The sequence below is a fragment of the Sporosarcina jeotgali genome, from assembly GCF_033304595.1.
GTDB classification, from domain to species: domain Bacteria; phylum Bacillota; class Bacilli; order Bacillales_A; family Planococcaceae; genus Sporosarcina; species Sporosarcina jeotgali.
In genome coordinates, this window is sequence record NZ_CP116341.1 from 1,481,603 (window position 1) to 1,502,902 (window position 21,300).

23 protein-coding genes are annotated in these 21,300 nt (G+C 44.5%); 6 read left to right on the forward strand and 17 right to left on the reverse strand.

The features are described 5' to 3' along the window. Positions 1-83: 83 nt before the first annotated feature. A complete protein-coding gene (locus tag PGH26_RS07215) occupies positions 84-455 on the forward strand; it encodes an rRNA methyltransferase (protein WP_323693316.1) in 372 nt (123 codons plus the stop codon). A 183-nt stretch (positions 456-638) separates the two neighbouring features. On the opposite strand, the gene PGH26_RS07220 is transcribed toward PGH26_RS07215, so the two are convergent. The 3 genes from PGH26_RS07220 to parE all read right to left on the reverse strand — a co-directional run bounded on the left by PGH26_RS07220 (position 639) and on the right by parE (position 6,398). Continuing rightward, positions 639-1,871, reverse strand: coding sequence for an MFS transporter (locus PGH26_RS07220; RefSeq protein ID WP_323693317.1), 1,233 nt, complete (start codon positions 1,869-1,871; stop codon positions 639-641). A gap of 112 nt (positions 1,872-1,983) precedes the next feature. Beyond that, positions 1,984-4,428: a DNA topoisomerase IV subunit A gene (parC, locus tag PGH26_RS07225; RefSeq protein ID WP_323693318.1), complete on the reverse strand. Its 2,445-nt coding sequence runs from the start codon at positions 4,426-4,428 to the stop codon at positions 1,984-1,986. Next, positions 4,425-6,398, reverse strand: a complete 1,974-nt coding sequence (gene parE / locus PGH26_RS07230) for a DNA topoisomerase IV subunit B (RefSeq protein ID WP_323693319.1) — start codon at positions 6,396-6,398, stop codon at positions 4,425-4,427. The genes parC and parE overlap by 4 nt, the downstream gene beginning before the upstream one ends. A 217-nt stretch (positions 6,399-6,615) precedes the next feature. Between parE and plsY the strand changes: the two genes are divergently transcribed. Beyond that, complete coding sequence (gene plsY / locus PGH26_RS07235; RefSeq protein WP_323693320.1) at positions 6,616-7,218, forward strand: glycerol-3-phosphate 1-O-acyltransferase PlsY; 603 nt, start codon at positions 6,616-6,618, stop codon at positions 7,216-7,218. A 37-nt stretch (positions 7,219-7,255) separates the two neighbouring features. Continuing rightward, positions 7,256-7,552 (forward strand): HesB/YadR/YfhF family protein, encoded by a 297-nt coding sequence (locus PGH26_RS07240; RefSeq protein ID WP_323693321.1) that lies wholly within the window; start codon positions 7,256-7,258, stop codon positions 7,550-7,552. A gap of 197 nt (positions 7,553-7,749) precedes the next feature. On the opposite strand, the gene PGH26_RS07245 is transcribed toward PGH26_RS07240, so the two are convergent. The 3 genes from PGH26_RS07245 to acnA form a co-directional block, all read right to left on the reverse strand. Then, complete coding sequence (locus PGH26_RS07245; RefSeq protein ID WP_231567266.1) at positions 7,750-7,845, reverse strand: putative holin-like toxin; 96 nt, start codon at positions 7,843-7,845, stop codon at positions 7,750-7,752. A gap of 661 nt (positions 7,846-8,506) precedes the next feature. Beyond that, positions 8,507-8,932: an acyl-CoA thioesterase gene (locus tag PGH26_RS07250; protein WP_323693322.1), complete on the reverse strand. Its 426-nt coding sequence runs from the start codon at positions 8,930-8,932 to the stop codon at positions 8,507-8,509. Between the two features lie 118 nt (positions 8,933-9,050). Beyond that, the gene (gene acnA, locus PGH26_RS07255; RefSeq protein ID WP_323693323.1) at positions 9,051-11,762 is read right to left on the reverse strand and encodes an aconitate hydratase AcnA; all 2,712 of its coding nucleotides are present in this window, start codon (positions 11,760-11,762) and stop codon (positions 9,051-9,053) included. 209 nt (positions 11,763-11,971) lie between these two features. On the opposite strand from acnA, the gene PGH26_RS07260 reads away from it, so the two are divergent. Both PGH26_RS07260 and PGH26_RS07265 read left to right on the forward strand, forming a co-directional pair. Next, entirely contained in the window at positions 11,972-12,517 is a 546-nt protein-coding gene (locus PGH26_RS07260) for a cysteine hydrolase family protein (RefSeq protein WP_323693324.1), read from the forward strand. A gap of 123 nt (positions 12,518-12,640) precedes the next feature. Further along, the gene (locus PGH26_RS07265; RefSeq protein ID WP_323693325.1) at positions 12,641-12,895 is read left to right on the forward strand and encodes a GlsB/YeaQ/YmgE family stress response membrane protein; all 255 of its coding nucleotides are present in this window, start codon (positions 12,641-12,643) and stop codon (positions 12,893-12,895) included. Positions 12,896-12,926: 31 nt separating this feature from the next. Here PGH26_RS07265 and PGH26_RS07270 read toward each other — a convergent pair whose 3' ends face one another. The 5 genes from PGH26_RS07270 to PGH26_RS07290 all read right to left on the reverse strand — a co-directional run bounded on the left by PGH26_RS07270 (position 12,927) and on the right by PGH26_RS07290 (position 15,032). Then, complete coding sequence (locus tag PGH26_RS07270; protein ID WP_323693326.1) at positions 12,927-13,592, reverse strand: lytic transglycosylase domain-containing protein; 666 nt, start codon at positions 13,590-13,592, stop codon at positions 12,927-12,929. Positions 13,593-13,617: 25 nt separating this feature from the next. Then, a complete protein-coding gene (locus PGH26_RS07275; protein WP_323693327.1) occupies positions 13,618-14,205 on the reverse strand; it encodes an SCO family protein in 588 nt (195 codons plus the stop codon). A 109-nt stretch (positions 14,206-14,314) separates the two neighbouring features. Next, the gene (locus PGH26_RS07280; protein WP_431312522.1) at positions 14,315-14,455 is read right to left on the reverse strand and encodes a YvrJ family protein; all 141 of its coding nucleotides are present in this window, start codon (positions 14,453-14,455) and stop codon (positions 14,315-14,317) included. Between the two features lie 108 nt (positions 14,456-14,563). Further along, entirely contained in the window at positions 14,564-14,785 is a 222-nt protein-coding gene (locus PGH26_RS07285; RefSeq protein WP_323693328.1) for a DUF2922 domain-containing protein, read from the reverse strand. 25 nt (positions 14,786-14,810) lie between these two features. Next, complete coding sequence (locus PGH26_RS07290; RefSeq protein WP_323693329.1) at positions 14,811-15,032, reverse strand: DUF1659 domain-containing protein; 222 nt, start codon at positions 15,030-15,032, stop codon at positions 14,811-14,813. A gap of 126 nt (positions 15,033-15,158) precedes the next feature. Between PGH26_RS07290 and PGH26_RS07295 the strand changes: the two genes are divergently transcribed. Beyond that, a complete protein-coding gene (locus PGH26_RS07295) occupies positions 15,159-15,581 on the forward strand; it encodes a DUF2621 domain-containing protein (RefSeq protein WP_323693330.1) in 423 nt (140 codons plus the stop codon). A 21-nt stretch (positions 15,582-15,602) separates the two neighbouring features. Here PGH26_RS07295 and PGH26_RS07300 read toward each other — a convergent pair whose 3' ends face one another. The 6 genes from PGH26_RS07300 to PGH26_RS07325 form a co-directional block, all read right to left on the reverse strand. Beyond that, a complete protein-coding gene (locus tag PGH26_RS07300) occupies positions 15,603-16,100 on the reverse strand; it encodes a CcdC family protein (protein WP_323693484.1) in 498 nt (165 codons plus the stop codon). A gap of 26 nt (positions 16,101-16,126) precedes the next feature. After that, the gene (locus tag PGH26_RS07305) at positions 16,127-16,447 is read right to left on the reverse strand and encodes a thioredoxin family protein (protein ID WP_323693331.1); all 321 of its coding nucleotides are present in this window, start codon (positions 16,445-16,447) and stop codon (positions 16,127-16,129) included. A gap of 20 nt (positions 16,448-16,467) precedes the next feature. After that, positions 16,468-17,178 (reverse strand): cytochrome c biogenesis CcdA family protein, encoded by a 711-nt coding sequence (locus PGH26_RS07310; protein WP_323693332.1) that lies wholly within the window; start codon positions 17,176-17,178, stop codon positions 16,468-16,470. A 150-nt stretch (positions 17,179-17,328) separates the two neighbouring features. Continuing rightward, positions 17,329-19,107 carry an ABC transporter ATP-binding protein gene (locus PGH26_RS07315; RefSeq protein WP_323693333.1) on the reverse strand — a complete coding sequence of 593 codons (1,779 nt, stop codon included), beginning with the start codon at positions 19,105-19,107 and terminating at the stop codon, positions 17,329-17,331. Continuing rightward, complete coding sequence (locus PGH26_RS07320) at positions 19,107-20,861, reverse strand: ABC transporter ATP-binding protein (protein WP_323693334.1); 1,755 nt, start codon at positions 20,859-20,861, stop codon at positions 19,107-19,109. The genes PGH26_RS07315 and PGH26_RS07320 overlap by 1 nt, the downstream gene beginning before the upstream one ends. Positions 20,862-20,940: 79 nt before the next feature. After that, entirely contained in the window at positions 20,941-21,273 is a 333-nt protein-coding gene (locus PGH26_RS07325) for a YolD-like family protein (RefSeq protein ID WP_323693335.1), read from the reverse strand. Positions 21,274-21,300 lie beyond the last annotated feature (27 nt).

A 21,300-nucleotide genomic window follows, 5' to 3' on the forward strand; every position in this document is an offset into this window, starting at 1 on the left:
CGGGTATGCGAACAGAGATGCGAACAGCCGGCGGAGCGTTAAGATCTGCCGGTTTTACTAATGATTAAGGAGTTGTTGAACGTATGTGGGTCAATGACAATGGAATGCTGAGACAAACTTCAGATGAGACACGTGTGAAATTCAGAACTTCGATTAGCAAAGAGATCTTAGATCAGCTGAAACAGCTAGCAGATCAGAATGGAACATTTGTGAACTACTTGCTTGAAGACGGCATGAAAGTCGTATTGCAGCAAGACGCAATTACTTTCAATAAAGATACGCGCCCGAAAGACCGGATTCAATATAAGACAACGTATGATAAACAGCTGCTGGAAAGTGTTAGAGCATTAGCGAGTGATCATAAGTTGTACATAAATGACGTGATTGAGTATGGAGTGCAGTTTATAGATGCGGAGCGTGCAAAAGCGGGGCAATATAGATATCGGATTGAATAAAAGTTGCTTTCCTTTGACGCCCCCGTCATAATATATATTATAGGAAGCTGCGTTTCGTTAATAAGTATACTTAGGATAGTGAGATAAAACAGCGAAATCGAGTTATTTCTAAAGAATTGTTAAAACGCGACTTTTTTTGCTAAAGTCGCGTTTTATTGTGGTTTCTATTTAGTTAACGTGTACTTAAATACTTTTCACTGGAATTATTGACTCTGCAATTACTGGCTCTTCCAATTGAATCTTACGCTGTTTCATTTGCAAGAAAAATACGGTTGTCATACTGATGCTGATCACTCCAAATACGATGACCATTACTTGTAACCCGACTATATCCAGGAACGCCCCGGTCGCCAGTAAAACGACTTGGAACACGACTCTTTCTAACATATTCCGGAATGAGAAAAATCTTCCGTGGTACGCTTTCGGCATCTGTTTTTGGAAAATTACCATAGCTGTTGGGAAAAAACAACCTAAACTGAATCCTAGGACGGTAAATGCTGCCAGCGTTGCTATTTGGCTTTGTGCGAAGAATAATAAGAATTCTGCAACGGCTACCATACTTGCAAAGAAAAATAAGATCATTGTGGTTCGCCATTTCAATGCGATTCTTTTAACGGCAAACGACCCAATCATGAATGCGATTCCTTCACACGTGTAAATCAGTCCTTTTATAGAAGCTGAATCTTGAATTTCACTAATATTGATGACAATTAAATTAAAGGATCCCAAAAATAATAACGGTATTAATGTCATTACCAGCGTCATTCCGACTGCAGGATATGCTTTTAGTACTGGAAATACTTCCATGAATCCGCCTTTAGCGCCTTCTGCCTTAACAGCAGCCTCTGTCCCCTCCCCTTCATCAATACGCAGCATGAATGTGAAGATGAGCAACAGCCCATAGGCAATGATGGATATCCAATATAGTGACGATAATGACCAGTAGACCAAGATAACGCCTGCTAATGCTGTCCCTGACACCCGTGCGATGGTCGCTACGTTCATGTGCATCCCATTCATTGTCAACAGGTCATCGTCTTTCACAACGAGCGGAATGGCCGCCTGTAACGCTGGGAAGTAAAACGTTGCTGCGAGTTGAATGCTGACAACAAATGCAATCATCCACCACACAGATCCTGTAGCAATTGCGATGAGCATGAAGACAACACTGATGAGACGTCCTGCTCCTGCTAGAACTAATATGCGCTTCTTTGCTTGTTGATCAATGATCTTACCTGCTAAGGGACCTACGAGTATTCCCGCCAAGAGCCCAACTGATAGAATCATGGCTTTGACAAAGTCAGAAGGGATTTTTTCTTGCATAAACTCCAAATTTCCGATGATACCGGTCCAAAGCCCGATACCTGCAATTAATTCACCGGATAGAATGATCCAAACATTGCGATTTTTCCACATACACCCTCCCACTTTCCCGCTAAATAATTCGCTTTCCGAATTAGTATACGATAGAAACGCAAAAAGCACACGAGAATTCTCACAATCTCGTGTGCTTTTAATCGTTTGCTTGTTATTTAGATGCGGGCTTATCGGTTTTTGCGGTAGGTTCATAGTACAACCGGCTCGCTGCCCCGTTTTTCGCTTCATCTGAAAGTGCGCTGCCGTTTGCTTGGCGATCTGATAATCTAAGGCTATTCGGCTCAATTTCAGTTTTAACATCTTTAACTGTTGTTAGAATGAGTTTTTCAGAAGGTCCCGTGATTTGAGCACCAATCACCCGATATGGATTCTTCTTAAGCTCTTTTAAAATCATTAATCCGCGTTGAGCACGTGAACCGACTTCAATTTCTTTCAATGCTGTGCGTTTTACGGTACCTCGCTGTGTTGCAACGACAATCGATGCCGAACTGTCTGTAATGACTTGCATGGACACGACTTGGTCTTCCGGTTTTAAGTTGATCCCTTTCACTCCGCCTGTTCGGACGCCAGTCGTACCGACATCACTGAGCGGAAAACGTAAAATGTATGCCTGATGCGTCACCAGGACTGCATCTTCACTGCCTTTTACAAGGCGGGCATCTAGTAATCTGTCGCCTTTTTTAACGTTCATGCCTTTGTACGCACGTCCATAGCGCTGAACGTGGAAGTCAGCTAATTTTGATAGTTTCACAAATCCATTAGCTGTCACCGTCAATATGGAGTGAATGTCATCGAATTGTTCAAGGCCAATCGCCGCCACAATCGATTCACTTGGCTCGAGCGATACAATACTTGAAATATGCTGCCCAAGGTCCCTCCATTTAATATCTGGCAACTCATGAACTGGCTGATAAATATAGTTCCCAAGTGACGTGAACAGCAGCAAGTGATGCTGTGTATTCATCGTCCGCTCAAGTATAGGATAGTCGGACTCTTTCATCGTCATTCCTGCACCATTAGATGCTCCATAAGAACGCAATCCTGTCCGCTTCACATAGCCTTCTTTTGTAACAGATACGACTACTTCTTCACTCGGAACCAGTATATCAAGATCAACTTTCAATTCTTCAATCTTCTCTTCGATGACAGAATTTCGAGGTTCTGCGAAACGCTTGCGGACATCGTGTAATTCTTTCTGAATCAAACGGGACAGCTTAGCTGGACTGTTTAAAATCGCATTCAGATTTTCAACCAGCTTGCGCAATTCGTCTTGTTCCTGTTTCAACTCTGTAATATCTGTATTCGTCAGACGATAAAGCTGCAAGGAGACAATCGCTTCGGCTTGAATCTCTGAGAATTCAAATCGAGTGATCAAATTGTTCTTTGCGTCACGTTTGTCATTCGAGCTGCGGATTGTCTGAATGACGTCATCCAAAATAGATAAAGCTTTCATCAAACCTTCTACGATATGCAGGCGATCTTGAGCTTTGCGCACATCGTACTCAGAACGGCGAGTGACGACTTCTTTCTGATGCTCGATATAAGCATCTAGAAGCATAGCTAAAGACATCAGCTTGGGACGTCTATCCGATATTGCGACCATATTGAAGTTATATGCGACTTGGAGGTCGGAGTTCTTCAGCATGTATTTCAAAATCGGCTCGCCATCAATGTCTTTCTTAAGTTCAATCACAATACGGAGTCCAGTACGATCCGATTCGTCCCGTACTTCGGCAATTCCGTCAAGCTTGCGATCAACGCGCAGTTCATCCATCTTTTTCACAAGATTGGCTTTGTTGACGTCATAAGGGATTTCTGTGATGACAATCTGAGATTTACCGGCTTTCAACTGTTCTATTTCAGTTTTGGAACGGACAATGACCCGTCCTTTTCCTGTTTCATATGCAGCTTTGATGCCATCCGTACCTTGGATAATCCCGCCAGTCGGAAAATCAGGACCTTTTAGGACAGTCATCAGTTCATCTACTGTAGCTTCTGGATTATCCATTCGCATAAGTACTGCATCAATTGCTTCATGCAGCGCGTGGGGCGGGATGTCCGTTGCATATCCTGCAGAAATCCCTGTCGATCCATTGACAATTAAATTCGGAAAACGTGCCGGTAAAACTGTCGGCTCGGGCTCTGTATCATCAAAGTTCGGGATGAAATCTACAGTCTCTTTGTTGAGATCCCGCAGCATTTCACCTGCAATCGATGACAGTCGCGCTTCTGTATAACGCATCGCAGCGGCAGAATCGCCGTCAACTGAACCGTTGTTACCGTGCATTTCGATCATCATATGACGCAATTTCCAGTCCTGACTCATCCGTACCATCGCTTCGTATACGGAGGTATCTCCGTGTGGATGGTAGTTACCGATTACGTTACCAACCGTTTTAGCGGATTTACGGAACGCCTTTTCGTGGGTATTGCCTTCATTGTACATAGCGTACAAAATACGTCGCTGTACGGGCTTCAATCCATCCCGTGCATCAGGTAATGCGCGATCTTGAATTATATATTTACTGTATCGGCCAAACCGATCACCGATGACTTCCTCTAACGGGAGGTCCTGAAAGCGTTCTGTTGCGGTCATTCCACTTCCTCCTCAACATGCAGGAATTCGTTTTCTAATATGGTGCTTCCTTCTTCCAGGCTGAAGTCAACATTGCTTTCAATCCAACGGCGTCGGGGTTCAACTTTGTCTCCCATCAATGTTGTTACTCTTCGTTCAGACTGGGCACCATCTTCAATCGTAACTCGGATGAGTGTCCGTGTATCAGGATTCATGGTCGTATCCCATAACTGTCCTGCGTTCATCTCCCCTAGTCCTTTATAGCGCTGAAGCATATAGCCTTTACCGATTTTGTTCGTCGCAGCGCCAAGGTCACGTTCTGTCCATGCATACTCAACTTTTTCTTTTTTACCGATTCCTTTTGACACCTTATAAAGCGGCGGCAGCGCAATAAATACCTTACCCGCCTCAATCAGCGGTTTCATATAGCGGTAGAAGAACGTCAACAGCAGTACTTGGATGTGCGCGCCGTCTGTATCCGCATCGGTCATAATAATGACTTTGTCGTAAGCCGCGTCTTCGATTGTGAAGTCAGCACCAACACCCGCACCAATGGCATGGATGATTGTATTGATTTCCTCATTTTTCATAATGTCTTCGAGCTTCGCTTTTTCCGTATTGATGACTTTACCGCGCAGCGGCAAGATCGCTTGGAATGTGCGGTCCCGTCCTTGCTTTGCAGAGCCGCCAGCGGAATCACCCTCGACCAAGTACAATTCATTCTTTTTCGCATTTCTTGATTGAGCAGGCGTCAGCTTGCCGGAAAGGAGTGTATCGCCTTTCTTCCGCTTCTTGCCTGAACGTGCATCTTCCCGCGCTTTACGAGCAGCCTCGCGTGCCTGGTGCGCACGTACAGCCTTGCGGATCAAGTTCGCGCTCAACTCTGCGTTTTCTTCTAAGAAATACAGCAAATGCTGTGAAATGACAGCATCGGTTACCGTTCGAGCTTCGCTTGTCCCGAGCTTGCCTTTTGTCTGTCCTTCAAACTGTAAAATCTCTTCCGGAATCCGCACAGAAACAATGGCTGCGATACCTTCCCGGATATCTGAGCCATCCAAATTTTTATCTTTTTCTTTTAATAAACCTGTTTTCCTCGCATATTCATTGAATACGCGGGTCATGGCTGTCTTTGCACCGGTTTCGTGTGTTCCGCCATCTTTTGTACGGACATTGTTGACAAACGAAAGGATCGTCTCTGAATAACCATCGTTAAACTGGAACGCAAATTCCACTTCAATGCCGTCTGTCTCTCCTTCGAGATAAGCGACTTCATGAAGTGTGTCTTTTTCTTCGTTCAAATACGAGACAAAAGCTTTAATCCCAGTTTCGTAATGAAAGGTCTCGGTCTTTTCCGTACTCTCTTCTGACAGGACGATTTTGAGTCCTTTTAACAAGAATGCGGACTCTCGCAACCGTTCTGCGAGAATATCATATTGATATTTAGTCGCAGAAAAAATCGCAGGATCGGGTTTGAAGTGAATCATGGTTCCGGTTTCCTTCGTTTTCCCGATAACTTCAAGTCCTGTCGCGGGTTTTCCTCCGTGTTCGAATCGTTGTTTGAAGATCTGTCCGTCCCGGTGAATGATGACATCTAACCATTCAGAAAGCGCATTTACAACGGAAGCTCCAACACCGTGAAGTCCGCCACTCGTTTTATAGCCGCCTTGGCCGAACTTTCCCCCAGCGTGAAGGACAGTCAATATGATTTCTGTTGTAGGTCTTCCCGTTTTATGGGTACCCGTTGGCATGCCACGTCCGAAATCCCGGACGCTGATGCTGTTATCAGAGTGGATCGTGACATTTATTTCAGATCCGAATCCACTAAGTGCTTCATCGACCGCGTTATCGACAATTTCGAATACAAGGTGATGCAATCCTCTTGCATCCGTTGAACCGATATACATTCCCGGTCGTTTGCGTACCGCTTCCAAGCCTTCAAGCACTTGGATTGAATCATCATTATACACATTCAATTCTTTTTGTTTCGTCAAGATGAAACCTCCATCAAACAAATGTTCTTATTTATCTAATGATACGTCGCCAAATTTTTCATGTCAACAAGACACGTCGGCGCTTTGCTTAAATAATTGTATAGAAGAAACTCTTTTATTGCAATGACCGGCCTAATAGGATTTATCGGTAATTGTTGTTCAGTGCCGGTTCTGCTAAAATGAAAGGGATACATATTTTTTCACGAAGGGGCATGTCATGGAAATCATTTTATTACTGGTACTCGCATACTTAATGGGTTCTCTCCCGTCGGCGCTTTGGATTGGAAAACTGTTTTTTAAAACAGATATACGAGAACATGGCAGCGGAAATATGGGAGCAACCAATACGTTTCGTGTTCTTGGCAAGAAAGCCGGAATTGCCGTCACTGTGTTTGATATTTTAAAAGGAACAGCTGCTGTACTTCTAGCATCTCTCCCTTATTTTGCTGATACGCACATTCATCCGTTAGTCGTTGGTGTAGTTGCAGTCGTCGGTCATATGTTCCCTGTTTTTGCAAAGTTTAAAGGCGGTAAAGCCGTTGCGACTTCAGGCGGTGTGCTGCTTGGTTACAGCTGGCCGATCTTTGCGCTGGTTATACTCACGTTCTTACTCGCATTGAAAATTACCAAGATGGTTTCCCTGACATCCATGATTGTCGCAGTAATGGGCGTTATCTATGGAATCATTTACTATTTCATAACAGGGGATTTCTACTTGGCATTGGTCATCTTTTTAATGGGAGCATTCATTTTTTATCGTCACCGAGCCAATATTGCACGTATCAAAGCAGGAACTGAGCCAAAAGTGAAGTGGTTGTAATATAATTTAAGGCATTCCAGGAAGGCGGGTTTCAACTATGGATATACGCATTTCAAACGAAGCAGCTCAGTGGTTTATTGAAGAAATGGATGTTGAAGCTGGAGATTCCATACGATTTTTCGCAAGATATGGCGGCAGCAGCCCGCTGCATGAAGGGTTTTCCTTAGGCGTGATTCGTGAACAGCCGGATGAAGTCGCAGTAGAAACCGTTTTGGACGGCGTCCGCTACTACGTGGAATCTCGTGATCTCTGGTATTTTGACGGGCATGATTTGCAGGTCGGTATGAATCGTGACCTTGAAGAATTGCAGTATGACTATGTAAAGCCGGAGTGAGTTGGCGGGTTTTACAGCAGCCCCTAACTAGACAGATAATTCTTCTTTTGGTATAATAGTCATGAAAAATGGATATTGTAAAAAGACCAAGAAGATGTGATGATCTTCTCGGCCTTGTAATAGAATAGCGTTCGCTTCAAAGGCGAATCGCACAGTGCGAAGTAAACCGCTCCATTGCTTGGAGGCTCATGGGCGGTTTACTTTTTTCTTGAAAAAGTATATGACAAAGCAAGAATGGCCACGATCAGGCTTCCAAAGCCGATCATGAGACTCAGTGCTTCAAATGGTGTCATACGCATCACCTCCTCCCGTTCCCTGATACGTTCTTTCAGGAAAATGGGATTGCAGATCTGCGAACCGCCTATGAGCTCGTGCTATTCTAGTACATGCTTAAGTATAACATATTTTGATAGTTCGTACATATGTTCTTGTTGGCCTGGATAGGGCATTTGTTTACGGATTACACACCTCGAATTGGGTTTTCGGGGTGTGTTTTTTTGTATGGCTGGGATGTGATTACATTTTGGGGATTTATGAGCGGAGATTACGGTGTTATGATCAGATTTCGAGGTTTATGAGCGAAATCCCTGGCTTATGATCATATTTTGAAGTTTATGAGCGGATCCACAGACTTATGATCACATTTTGAAGTTTATGAGCGGAATCCCTGGCTTATGATCATATTCCGAAGTTTATGAGCGGAATCCCTGGCTTATGATCACATTTTGAAGTTTATGAGCGGAATCCCTGGCTTATGATCACATCCCGGAGTTTATGAGCGGAATCCCTGACTTATGATCACATTTCGAGGTTTATGAGCAAAATCACAAGTTTATGATCACATTTCCAGTTTTATGAGCGAAATCTGTAAGTTATGATCACTTCATGCTTCCCTGCCGCCACGTGTGCATACAAAAAGGCTCCCTGAGCACTCCAGGAAGCCTTTTTCTTTAATTAATCGACTCTTTTTGCGATTTCGGCATACTTTGCATCCCATACGGGGTCTATTTTTCGCAGCGAAACGGGTCGGAAGGTGTCTTTTCGTACCACAACATGTTCCGAAATTGCGGTCGCTGCCACCGTGCCGTCTGGGTGCAGGATTTCATAGCCATATGTCGTGCGTAATTTGCCATGGGATTCAATCCATGTACGAACAGTGGCGGTCCCGCCATACCGCATAGCGGCTTTGTACTTGATGGATAGATCTGTGACGGGTGATAAATACCCATCCGCTTCCAGACCCGCATAAGTAAATCCTAGGTCCTCAATCAGCTTCGTTCGGCCAATCTCCATCCATACTAAGTAATTTGCATGGTATACGACGCCCATTTGGTCGGTCTCTGCATATCGAATTTCAATTTCCTTTTCACTGACAAACATTTAACGTCACCTCTTCTATATAGCCAAGTATACAAAAGTCCGACAAAAAAATCAGGCATCAAGATTCTAAAAAACCCCTTACTGACCTGAGTCAGTAAGGGGAAAATATCGATGATGATCAGCCTTTCATCTTGTCGCGAAGTACCATCTGAAGAATGCCGCCGTGACGGTAGTAGTCGATTTCGACTTCTGAATCGAAACGCGCGAGCGCATCGAATTCCGTTATAGTGCCATCTGCAGCAGTTGCAGTCACTTTCAAGATGTCGCGTGGCTTAACGCCTTCTGCGATGTTGACGCTGATTGCTTCTTCTCCTGTTAAACCAAGAGATGCTGCACTTTGTCCGTTAACGAACTGAAGTGGAAGCACACCCATCATCACAAGGTTAGAACGGTGAATCCGCTCGTAGCTTTCTGCGATAACTGTTTTAATGCCTAGAAGAGATGTACCCTTCGCAGCCCAGTCACGTGAAGAGCCCATTCCGTAATCTTTACCAGCGATGACTGCAAGACCTGTACCATCTTGCTGGTACTTCATGCATGCGTCATAGATTGGCATGATTTCTTTGTTTGGCCAGTAAGTTGTGTAACCGCCTTCTGTGCCTTTTGCGATTTGGTTACGGATACGGATGTTTGCAAATGTACCGCGCATCATTACTTCGTGGTTACCGCGGCGTGAACCGTATGAGTTGAAGTAACGAGGCTCTACGCCGTTTTCACGCAAGTAGATGCCTGCTGGTGTGTCTTTGCCGATTGCTCCTGCCGGTGAAATGTGGTCCGTCGTAATGGAGTCGCCAAATTTACCAACAACGCGCAAGTCTTTTAATGCACCGATGTCTTCTGGCTCTTTTGAAAGACCTTCGAAGAATGGCGGGTTTTGAATATATGTTGAGTTCTCATCGAAATCATACAATGCATCATCCGTAGTTTCGATTGCGTTCCACGCTTCGTTTTCAGTGAAGACGCGTGCGTATTCTTTACGGAAGAGTTCAGGAGTGACCGTTTTTTCGATCATTGCCTTTACTTCTTCAGTTGAAGGCCAGATGTCCTTGAAGAATACATCTTTGCCATCTTTAGATTTACCGATAGGTTCTTTTTTGAAGTCGATATCCACTGTTCCAGCGAGTGCATATGCAACAACTAGTGGCGGTGAAGCCAAGTAGTTCGCTTTTACGAACGGGTGAATACGTCCTTCAAAGTTACGGTTACCGGAGAGAACGGATGAAACGAGCAAGTCGTTGTCGCCGATTGTTTTCTCGATTTCCGGAAGCAATGGACCGGAGTTACCGATACATGTTGTACATCCGTATCCAACTGTGTTGAATCCGATTTGGTCGAGGTACTTATCAAGACCAGAGTCTTGTAGGTATCCTGTAACAACTTTTGAACCAGGTGCGAGTGAAGTTTTCACATATGCAGGCGGTGTTAGTCCAAGCTCAACTGCTTTTTTAGCAACGAGGCCGGCACCGAGCATTACGTATGGGTTCGATGTATTCGTACATGAAGTGATTGCTGCAATCGCTAGATCGCCTGTTTTCATCTCCATTTCCGTACCGTTTGCGAACTTGATTGTACCGCTCTTCTTCATCTCTTTCGGCGTAAGTCCGAATCCTTGGTTGCCTTCAGGTGCGACAACTGCATCATTGAATTCACGCTTCATATCTGAAAGTGGAATCATATCTTGCGGACGTTTCGGTCCAGCAAGGTTTGCTTCTACTTGAGTTAAATCGATTTCGATACACTCTGTGTAAATTGGATCTTCTTTGTCTGTCGTGAAGAACATGTCGTTTTCTTGCAAGTACTTTTTCACGACATCGATATGTTCTGAGTCGCGGCCAGTCAAACGCATGTAGTTTAGTGACTCTTCGTCTACTGGGAAGAAACCGCATGTTGCGCCGTACTCAGGTGCCATGTTCGCAATTGTTGCACGGTCAGCAAGCGGCAATTGTGGAACGCCTGGTCCGAAGAACTCGACGAATTTGCCAACTACACCGTGTGCACGCAATGTTTGCGTCACTTTTAGTGCAAGGTCAGTTGCAGTTGTTCCGTTTGGAAGTTCACCTGTCAGCTTCACACCGATAACTTGTGGAATTGGGAAGTAAGAAGGCTGTCCAAGCATTCCTGCTTCAGCTTCAATTCCGCCAACGCCCCATCCGAGTACGCCGATTCCGTTAATCATTGTTGTGTGAGAGTCTGTTCCGACTAACGTATCTGGATACGCTTCGAATGACCCATCTTCGTTTTCGATTGCATGGACAACACTTGCCAAGTACTCAAGGTTTACCTGGTGAACGATACCAGTTGCTGGCGGAACTGCACGATAGTTGTCGTATGCTTTTTGTGCCCAGCTCAAGAACTGGTAACGCTCAGCATTACGCTCAAACTCGAGTTCCATATTTTTCTGAAGTGCATCTGAAGTGCCGTAGCTGTCAACTTGAACCGAGTGGTCAATGACAAGGTCTACGGGAATTTCCGGGTTAATCTTATCTGGATCTCCACCCATTTCTGCCATTGCAGAACGGAGAGATGCCAAATCGACAACAACAGGAACACCTGTGAAGTCTTGCAAGATTACGCGGGAAGGTTTGAAGGGTACTTCCGCATCCGCATCCGCGTCCTTGCCCCATTTTGCCAGGTTGTTTACATGATTGTCTTGGATGACATATCCGTCATGCTGGCGCAGGACAGATTCTAACAGTACTTTGATCGAGTAAGGCAATCGTGAGACCTTTGCAATGCCTGCGTCTTCAATCGCTCCAATGCGGTAGTAGTTGTACTTTTTACCGTTCAGATCAAACGACGAGCGGCTGTTATGAAAATTGCTCTTTGTCATTGTTGAATTCCTCCTTTACGTACTGAAAAGGCTCTATAAATAAGCATCTTTTCTCTACTCCATCATATAACAGCAAAGTCTATAAGTAAATTACATTAAATTTATAGTAATCCATAAGAAAACACGATAGATAGTTCAAGAGAAGAATAGATGCATATTTTCCCCTGTCTGTGCATAATGGAATCAGAACATGGAAAGGACGTGCTTACGTGAAGAGAGCGTTATTGGTGATTGACTATACGGAGGATTTTGTTGCAGAAGATGGGGCTTTGACTTGCGGGGAACCTGGAATTGCTTTAGAAGCGTATATTGAGCAGCTGACTAAGAAGTTTATCAACAAAAATGAGGCGGTCGTATTTGCAGTAGACGTTCATGACGAAAATGATCCGTATCATCCGGAATCACGTCTTTTCCCTCCGCATAATTTACGCGGAACTGCGGGGAGAGAACCCTTTGGATCGCTGAAACAGCTATATGAAGAAAACCGCGAAGCGATCTATTGGATGGATAAAACCCGGTACAGTGCATTTGCAGGGACCAATCTTGAAATTTGGCTACGCGCGCGCGGGATTCAGGAACTCCATTTAGTAGGTGTCTGTACAGATATTTGTATCCTGCACACTTCTGTAGACACCTATAACAAAGGGTTTACAACAGTGATCCATGAACGGGGTGTTGCAAGTTTCGACGCGGCCGGACATGACTGGGCACTGCGTCATTTTAAAAATACACTGGGAGCTGAGATAATTCGATAAGTCTGTGTAAAATCCGATCATTCTATGCAAATAATTTTAGCGAATATGTTTCAACTAGGTCAATTACGGTTATTATAAAGACTAGAACAGACATACTATATAGCTAAAAGGAGAGGATTTCAAATGAGTATCATTTGGTTCTTAATTATCGGAGGAATTATTGGTTGGGTTGCCGGACTTATTCTAGGGAAAGATATCCCAGGTGGAATTATTGGTAACATTATTGCAGGTATCGTAGGTGCATGGGTTGGCGGAATGCTGCTCGGCTCTTGGGGACCTAAAGTTTCGGACTTCTATCTCGTACCAGCAATCATCGGTGCTGTCATTCTTGTCTTCATCGTCAGCCTCATTATGAAAGCTATGCGTAAAGCTGCATAACAAAAAGGACTTCGCTCTTCGCGAAGTCCTTTTATTTTTGCGCTTGCTGGGTTTGCTGTGCTTCATATTCTTCGAAGAACCAAAGAACATCTTCTACATATTTATCACTATGATTGTAGTGGAAAATGGCCTTCTCGATTTGCCCATCAGCTGCCCCGCTTTGTGCTAAGTAGTTAGCAGCGCTATAGATGGCATCTTCTAGGTTGTATGGATCTGCAATTCCATCCCCATTTCCATCGACTCCGTATCCGCCATATTTTGCAATGACATCTGGATTGGTTTTATCGTCTTCAGGGATATTTCCTTTGCCCAGGTCTGTACAGCCGGGATAGCCCCAGCCAACGAACGTGCACGGCATGAATTGCATATGCCCTTCGGCTCCTGTTGGGGAGACCATAGTTTTCATTGTAGAAAAACGTGTTTCCACTCGATGATGTGCAGCTAACAGCGTCCATGGAATGTTGTATTCCTCCGCTGCCGCTTTGTAAATGGGAATGTATTCGTCGGGAATCGTCAGCCCGCCATGCCGTTCGTGCAAGTCCATCAAAGTACTGGCGGATTTTTGAATCACATCCGGATGGCGAATGCTTGTCCAAATAATCGCAGTTAACGTGAAGAGGACGACTGAAACAGGAATCAGCAGCACGATTAGCAAGATTTTAGCTTTCGCCGTTAGGCTGCGTCTCTTTTTCTTCACTCGTCCCTCTCCTCTTTTGTGTGACTTAGTCTTTTTTATTTAGTGCTTTCATGTCTTTTACAATTGTATCATAGGGAACGTCTACATTACCCGGGTAGGATTTAACGACTTTTCCTTCTTTATCGACCAAACCAAATCGGGATCCGTGAATCACCTGGTCAGAATTTGGATCGTCAATAACAGGCATTTTAAAGGACTTCACTGCAAGATCACTTATGTCCTCCATCTTATAACCCGTGAGCATTTCCCATTTGGATGAATCCGGAACATCGAATCCTTCCAAGTATGTGCCTAGTTTTTCAGGAGTATCGACATCAGGGTCTACACTGAAGGATACGATTTTGTAGTCTTCAATCCCTTTAGCTTCCAGCTTTTCTTGAATCTCCGCCATGTTGGACATCATAGGCGGGCAAACAGTCGTACATGTAGTGAATACAAACTGTGCTAGCCAGATTTCACCTTTTAAATCATCCAATGAAACTTTTTCGTTGTTTTGGTTCGTGAATTCGAATGGCGCGATGCTGTAATGATGATCCGCTTTGAATCCGCCGGAGCATGCACTCAATACAAGTGCCATCATGAATACGCCAAAAATGATTGCTTTTTTCTTCATTACACTTCCCCCAAACCTATTGTGTTTACCTTATCATATTCTACAAACGAACGCCAAACAACCAGGGAATCATGTGTTGTTTGGCGTTTGTTTGTCGGTTATGTGAAGACTACTTCACTTTTAGCGTAACGAGCGCTCCGTGGATTGCTTCCAGCTTCGTTTCCAGGCGGTGGAGCAGGTAGAAGGAAACAAAAACCGGAAAGCCCACCTCTTGGATGAATCCCATTGTTTGTTCCAACAATTGTTCCATCACTTTCGCCTCCTTTAATTGTGTATGCCATGCAAGTTTTATGAGATGGTTTTAAAAAAGCCGATCCCTGTCAGCTGACGAGGGACCGGCTTACGTGCTTTTTTCGTATTATTTGCTGCTGATCAGGTCGCTTACCGAGCGATCGATAATCCGTGCGCTTTTGACAGCGGTAAGAACGTCCCCATCTTTTTTGAACACGCCGGAAGCAATGATCTGTTCCATCGCGGTCTTCACCTCAGCGGGTGTAACCCCCGGACGCGGTTCATCGACAGTTAAGACAAAATCTTTTCCATCTGATTTCGTAAATACGAGTTGAAGTGTGAGTGGCATTTCGAATTCCTCCTTTTCCTGTTAGTTAGTTTGTGATTTCGGATGTGACGATTTTTTCATAAGACATGACCGTCATTGCTGACAGTTGGCCAAGTGAAGCAAGTGCAAGCTGTAAATTGGCGGGTGTTGCGTTTTGTTCGACGAAACGGTAGCTTTGCGACTTACGGATAAGACGGCCATCTGGTGTTGAACCTGCGTTGTAGAAAATTTTGCCGACCGCTGTTTGAAACTCAAGTGCTGCTGCCATGTGCGTTCCCCTCCTTTCACAGTCTAGATAGACGAAACTTGCAGAAAAGGATACAATGTTCGTGAAAGTTTTTAAGTTTACGGGTACAATTGATAGCGTAGAGAGTCATAAAGAGGTGAACGTATTATGCCAGGCTGGTTTATCTGGTTTATTGTATTTTGGTGTGTCGTCCTAATCGGCTTGTTTGCGATTGGCGGATTTTTCATGTTCCGTAAGTTCCTGAAAGTGTTCCCAAAGGAAGATGGCAAATCGACATTAGATTGGGAAGAATACTACGTGGACCGTTCGCTTCATCTCTGGAATGCTGAAGCCAAGGGATTATTGAATGAACTGGTGCAGCCGGTTCCTGAACTTTTCCGTCCGGTAGCGAAGCAGAAGATTGCGGGCCGTATTGGTCAAATTGCTTTGGATGAGCATGCGAAGACGATTGAATTCGATCATATAATTCGCGGCTACATCGTGGCAACGCCGAAACGCGACCACAAATTCTTACGTAAGAAGCTCACGACGATGGATGTCGACATGACACCATATGAGCATCTTTTTTAACACAAAAAGAGAGAGACTTGGTCAGTTGACCGTGAGTCTCTCTCTTTTTTTTAGGTTGTTGTATTTGATGAGCATTCCAATTCGCCATGGGACGATCATCGCAAATGCGAGGATGAAGAACATACCGGCAAGTTCCCCGACGTCGATGGAATTGCTGAGAATCAGTTTTGCGACCAGTCGGAAGATGAGCAATGCCGCCAAAATGACGATGAATGCTTTCGATCGTTTCACAAACAATTGACCATTCTTATGTTCAAAGTTTGTTGTAGCAATCAAAATCGTCGAAAAGAGCAGCCCAACAGCTGCGGCTTCCATCACCTGACTCCACGGAACCTGAAATTGAGTAAACAAAAACATGAGCATTCCGGAAGACATAAATAGGGGCGGCAGTATAATACGAATCGGTGAAATCGGGCGTTCTGCCGCTTTTGAGCGGACAATGAACGCTAAGATTCCCATGAAGAAAAAGGCAGCGGTTGAGCCGACGATTAAATAGACGGGCGGGATTTCATTGAAAATCATATCAATCCATTCTTGAAGCTGACTCATCCGCGCGCCTCCTTCAGCTCGTCCAATCGTTTACGAAGTTGCTCCATTGGAACAAACCTCGCAAACCGGGTCGTTTCTTTTCCATGTTTGAATAACAATACAGCAGGCGCTGCAAATAAAGACAGCTGCCCTGCCATTTCAGGTACTTTCGCGACATTTACATAATAGAACGGAAATGGATACTGTTCAGTCAACACTTCCACTTGTGGATATAGCCCATCACATACAGAACAATGATCGGTTTTCACGAATAATAGCATCGCCTCATGTTGTGTTAAAAGTTCTTGCCATGCTTGAAAAGACATAACTTCGTTCATTGTTCAATCCTCCTTGATGGTCAAAAACCTTGGAAATCTCCAAAGATCGGGCTAAGTAAGCTGATTAAGAATGTCATACCGTCGAAGAATAGCACGATACCGAAAACAATCATGAAGGCTCCGCCAATCCGCATAATCGTCTGGTTGTGTTTACGAATCCAGCCAAGACGAGTGACGAAGAACGACAGCACAAAGAATGGAATCGCGAATCCAAGGACGTAGGTCATCATGTAAAGCATACTGGAGCCTGGATTAGATGCTGCGAGTCCGATGATTGCTCCGATGATCGGTCCCATGCACGGCTGCCAGCCTGCTGAAAATGCAAGTCCGATAAGTGCAGATCCTAAGTAACCCGAAGGCCGGTTCTTAAATTGAAGTTTGCGTTCTTGCATTAAAAACTTCGGTGTAAAAATTCCGACTACCATTAAACCGAATAACACGATGAAAATGGCGCCAACCTGCCGAAGAATATCCATGTATTCGATAAAGAAACGACCAATGAATGAAGATCCGAATCCAAGGAAAATGAATACAACAGAAAATCCTAGAAGGAAAAATAACGTATGTAACATTCCGTTTCGGCTCATCCGTTTCTTGTCTGAACGTAAATCATCGATTGACATCCCAGTAATGTAAGAAATGAATGCCGGATACAGCGGCAGGACACATGGGGAAATGAAACTTAAAAATCCCGCTCCGAATGCAAGGAATATGTTCACATCTGTTGCCAAGGAACTTCCCCCTTTTATATTTTTTTCTATCTCCTCTTCATGGTATCAGAACGAGTCATTCAATATGTACTTTTTGTCTGTGAACAGTTTATGACACATTACAAAACCGTACGGCTGATATCGTGTACGGTTTTGTAAGCATTTGTTTAATCAAGCTGTCTGCCCATTTTGAAGCTGATACATTTTATAGTAAAGTCCTTTCATACTTAGCAATTGCTGATGGGTTCCTCGTTCAGCAATCTCTCCTTTATGCAGCACTAATATGAGTTCTGCATCTTGAATCGTACTAAGCCGGTGGGCAATGGCAATAGTAGTCCTTCCTTTTCGCATCTTTTGTAAACTGGCTTGGATTGCAATTTCCGTTTCTGTGTCAATATTGGCGGTTGCTTCATCAAGTACAAGGACCTTCGGATCGACTGCCATAGTTCGTGCAAATGCAATGAGCTGCCGCTGTCCGCTTGATAGGGTCGATCCGCGTTCCATCACTTTGTGTGCGTATTCACCTTCTAACTGTTCAATGAACTTATTGGCTTGGACAAATTCCGCTGCTGTCCTTACCTTTTCTGATGTCATCGATTCGTTATGCAGACGGATATTGCTTTCAATATCCCCATAAAACATGAATGGGTCTTGAAGGACGAGCCCGACTTTGTTCCGTAATTCCTGCATTGGATAGGACTTCAGTGATCGTCCGTCAATGGTAATAGAGCCATGCTCGTACTCATAGAACCTCATAAGCAAGTTAATGATTGAACTTTTTCCGCTGCCTGTATGTCCGACCAGGGCGACGGTTTCACCGGCATTCGCCGTAAACGAAATATCTTTCAATACATCGGTTTTGCCATCATAACTAAACGTAACGCCGTCAAAGATGATAGTTCCTTCTGTAATTTTTGAATCCTTTTCCAGCAGCTGAACAGGCTCCATGTCCGGTTCGTCAATGAGTGTGAAAACCCGTGATGCTGAAACAAGCGCCTGCTGGAAAATAGACATTCGGTTCATCACTTGCTGGACGGGCTGGAACAATCGGCTTAGCAATGTCGTAAATGCATAGATAATCCCCACATCGACCGCAGTTGAAAGCGAAGTGAACCCAAAGTATGCCAGCGTACAGACCACTGCTGCCGCATATAACAAGTCGATGAACGGTCCAAGCAGAATACTGTCGAACTTAATGTTTCTTATTCCCGCTCGATAGTGCCCGTCATTGATTGACTTAAATTCATCTGCAAGCCTCTCTTCTTGGCGGAATGCTTGGATCATGCCCATTCCTGAAAGGGATTCGGATATCTTTCCATTCAATTGACTGAGTCGTTCCCGGATATCTTGATAAAAGTCTGCGCTGTAATACCGATAGACCGATATCAAAATTATAAACAGCGGCAGCAAGACCATTGAATACATCGCAAGCTTTGCATCCAGTGAAAATAACGCAATGTAAACGCCGATGATTCCGAAAATCGCCTGCAAAAACGTGACAACAACACTCACAAACATTTCTTTTATGGCTTCTGTATCGTTTGTCACACGCGAAACGATTGCACCGGCAGGCGTTTTGTCGAAATAGCGCATCCCGAGTCCATGCACTTTAGTAAAGGCATCGATTCGTATTTGCTGGATGATTTTAAGCGCGATTCGCTGAAAGCGCAGCGATTGGAAATAGGAAATGACTACGACTGTCACTTGAATTGCAACATAGGAAACGAGTAAGCGGATAATACTCGTGCGTTCGAAATTCAACGTGACGAGATGATTGTCGATGAATGATTGAATGAGAAGCGGACTTACGATGCTTCCAGTTATCGTGAGCGCTAGGAGCAGCAGCGCAATCGCAATCGACAGTTTATGAGGCTTCAAGTATTGGAGAAGACGAACAAATACTTCCCATTGTCCCCGAGCTGATAGTTTTGTCTGCTTCACTTCTGCCATTACGCCCCGCCCCCTTGTTCTACAGACGCTTCAAGTTGTTGCAAATCGTACATTTCTTTATAACTCCCGTTTAGTGCCATCAATTCTGAATGGGTTCCAGACTCTGCTATTGTCCCTTCGTCCATGACAATAATTTGGTGTGCATGTTGAATGGCGCTTAACCGGTGAGACGTAATGATTGTTGTTTCTCCGCTGCGTGTTTCTTTTAAAGACCGAAGAATCGCTTCTTCGGTCTTTGCATCCACTGCAGAAAGAGAGTCGTCTAAAATAAGCAGCTCAGGCTGCATGAGCAATGCCCGGGCAATCGATATCCGCTGTTTTTGACCTCCGGATAAGGAAACGCCCCGTTCCCCTACAATCGTACGATAGCCTTCTGCAAACCCTTCAATATCTTCGTGGATGTGGGCAAGGCGTGCAGCGTTGTGAATCTCTTCGGACGGAACCGTTGGATTCGTAAAGGCAATGTTTTCAGCCAGTGTCGTTGAAAATAAGAAGTGATCTTGCGGGACATATCCAATCGATTCCCGCAGCCGCTGCTGTTTGTATTGATGAATCGAATGTCCGCCGTACGATATGATCCCTTCATAATCATCAAATTCCCGCAGCAGCAGCTTCAAAATGGCGGTCTTTCCGGAGCCGGTTTTACCGACAATCCCGAGCGTTTCTCCTTGTCTCAGCGTAAAGTGAACATCACGGAGTGCCGGGTTCGGATCCCCGGGGAACGTGAAGCTGTCAATGTCGACAGAAAGATCTCCCCTTGGCCGCTCATCAATTGCACCTTGTACATCAACTACTTCTGGGTCCACTGAGAGCAATTCACGAATTCGCGTATACGAAGCGCTTCCCCGTTCTACAATATTGAAAAGAAATCCGAACGCGAGCATTGGCCATGTCAACAATCCAAGATACGTACTGAACGCAACTATATCACCTATACTCATTTCCCCGGCATTGATAAAGCGAGCACCAAAGATAAACGAAATAATAGAAGAAATCGCAAAGATCCCGCCGATCGTCGGGTCAAACAGTGCATCTACACGGGCAACCCGCATGTTCTTCTCTACAACTTCCTCCGATAGTTCCGTGAAGTCTTCGATGTCCTCTTTTTGCTGTCCGAACGTTTTAATGACTTTTACGCCTGAAATGCTCTCTTGAGTCTTATCGTTCATGCTGGAAAAGGCTTCTTGAGCAGTGCGGAAATGACGGCGCAGCAATTTACCATAAAAACTTGTCAATACAATCATGATAGGAATCGGAATAAGTGCAATCAACGTCAACTTCCAGTTAATCGTTAACGCCATCGTCAAGATAACAAAACCGCCTGTTGAAATGGAATCGAACAACGTCAATACACCCATGCCTGCAGTTTGCTGAACTGCACTCACGTCATTAGTTGCGTGGGCCATTAAATTGCCTACTCGGCGTTTTTGATAAAAAGCGGGTGACATCTTTAAAAAATGATCGAATAATTGCTTGCGGATCGTACGTGCAAGTACAATCGATGAACCGAAAATCATGACCCTCCAAAGATAGCGGAATGCGTACATTGCAATCCCCGCGACTGCAAGAATGACGAGCCATTTCGTCAGCTGGGAGCCAGTTAACGTTCCTTTCGTAATGTCATCGACGATATAGCCGATGATTTTAGGCGGCAGCAGCTGCAATATTGAAACAAGTACAAGTGCTGCAATTCCAATTGCGTATTGCTTTTTTCGCTGTTTAAAAAACCAGCCGAGCTGAATGAGTACGTTCAATAAATTCCCCTGCCAATCTATATAGGACTTCGAATAGTTTAGCAGACTCTTACATAATTCGGAAAGTATTTGTTTCGAATTATCCGATTTCAGAAATAGTTTCAATATCCAGGAGTGAAAGAATACGTGCTCGGCCGTCAATCGTTACAACGCGCAACTGTTTTCTCTCTGGTTCTAGACAATGAACGTAAAAGTCATCGGTTGCGGGTTTATCGGTTTGCCAATGCGTAATGGTGATGGCTCGATGAGTCTCCATCGCACTAGCGATGATGTAATTCCATTCCTCCAATTGCTGTTCATCAGGTTCGCTTCGCACCTGAATTGCATCTTCTGCCTGCCATGCGCGCAATCGCTCAACGTGTTCGGGCAGCATCAGTGCAGTCCATTTGATTTTCCCGCGATCTCGTAGCATAGTATCATCTCCTTCCAGCTGCCAGGT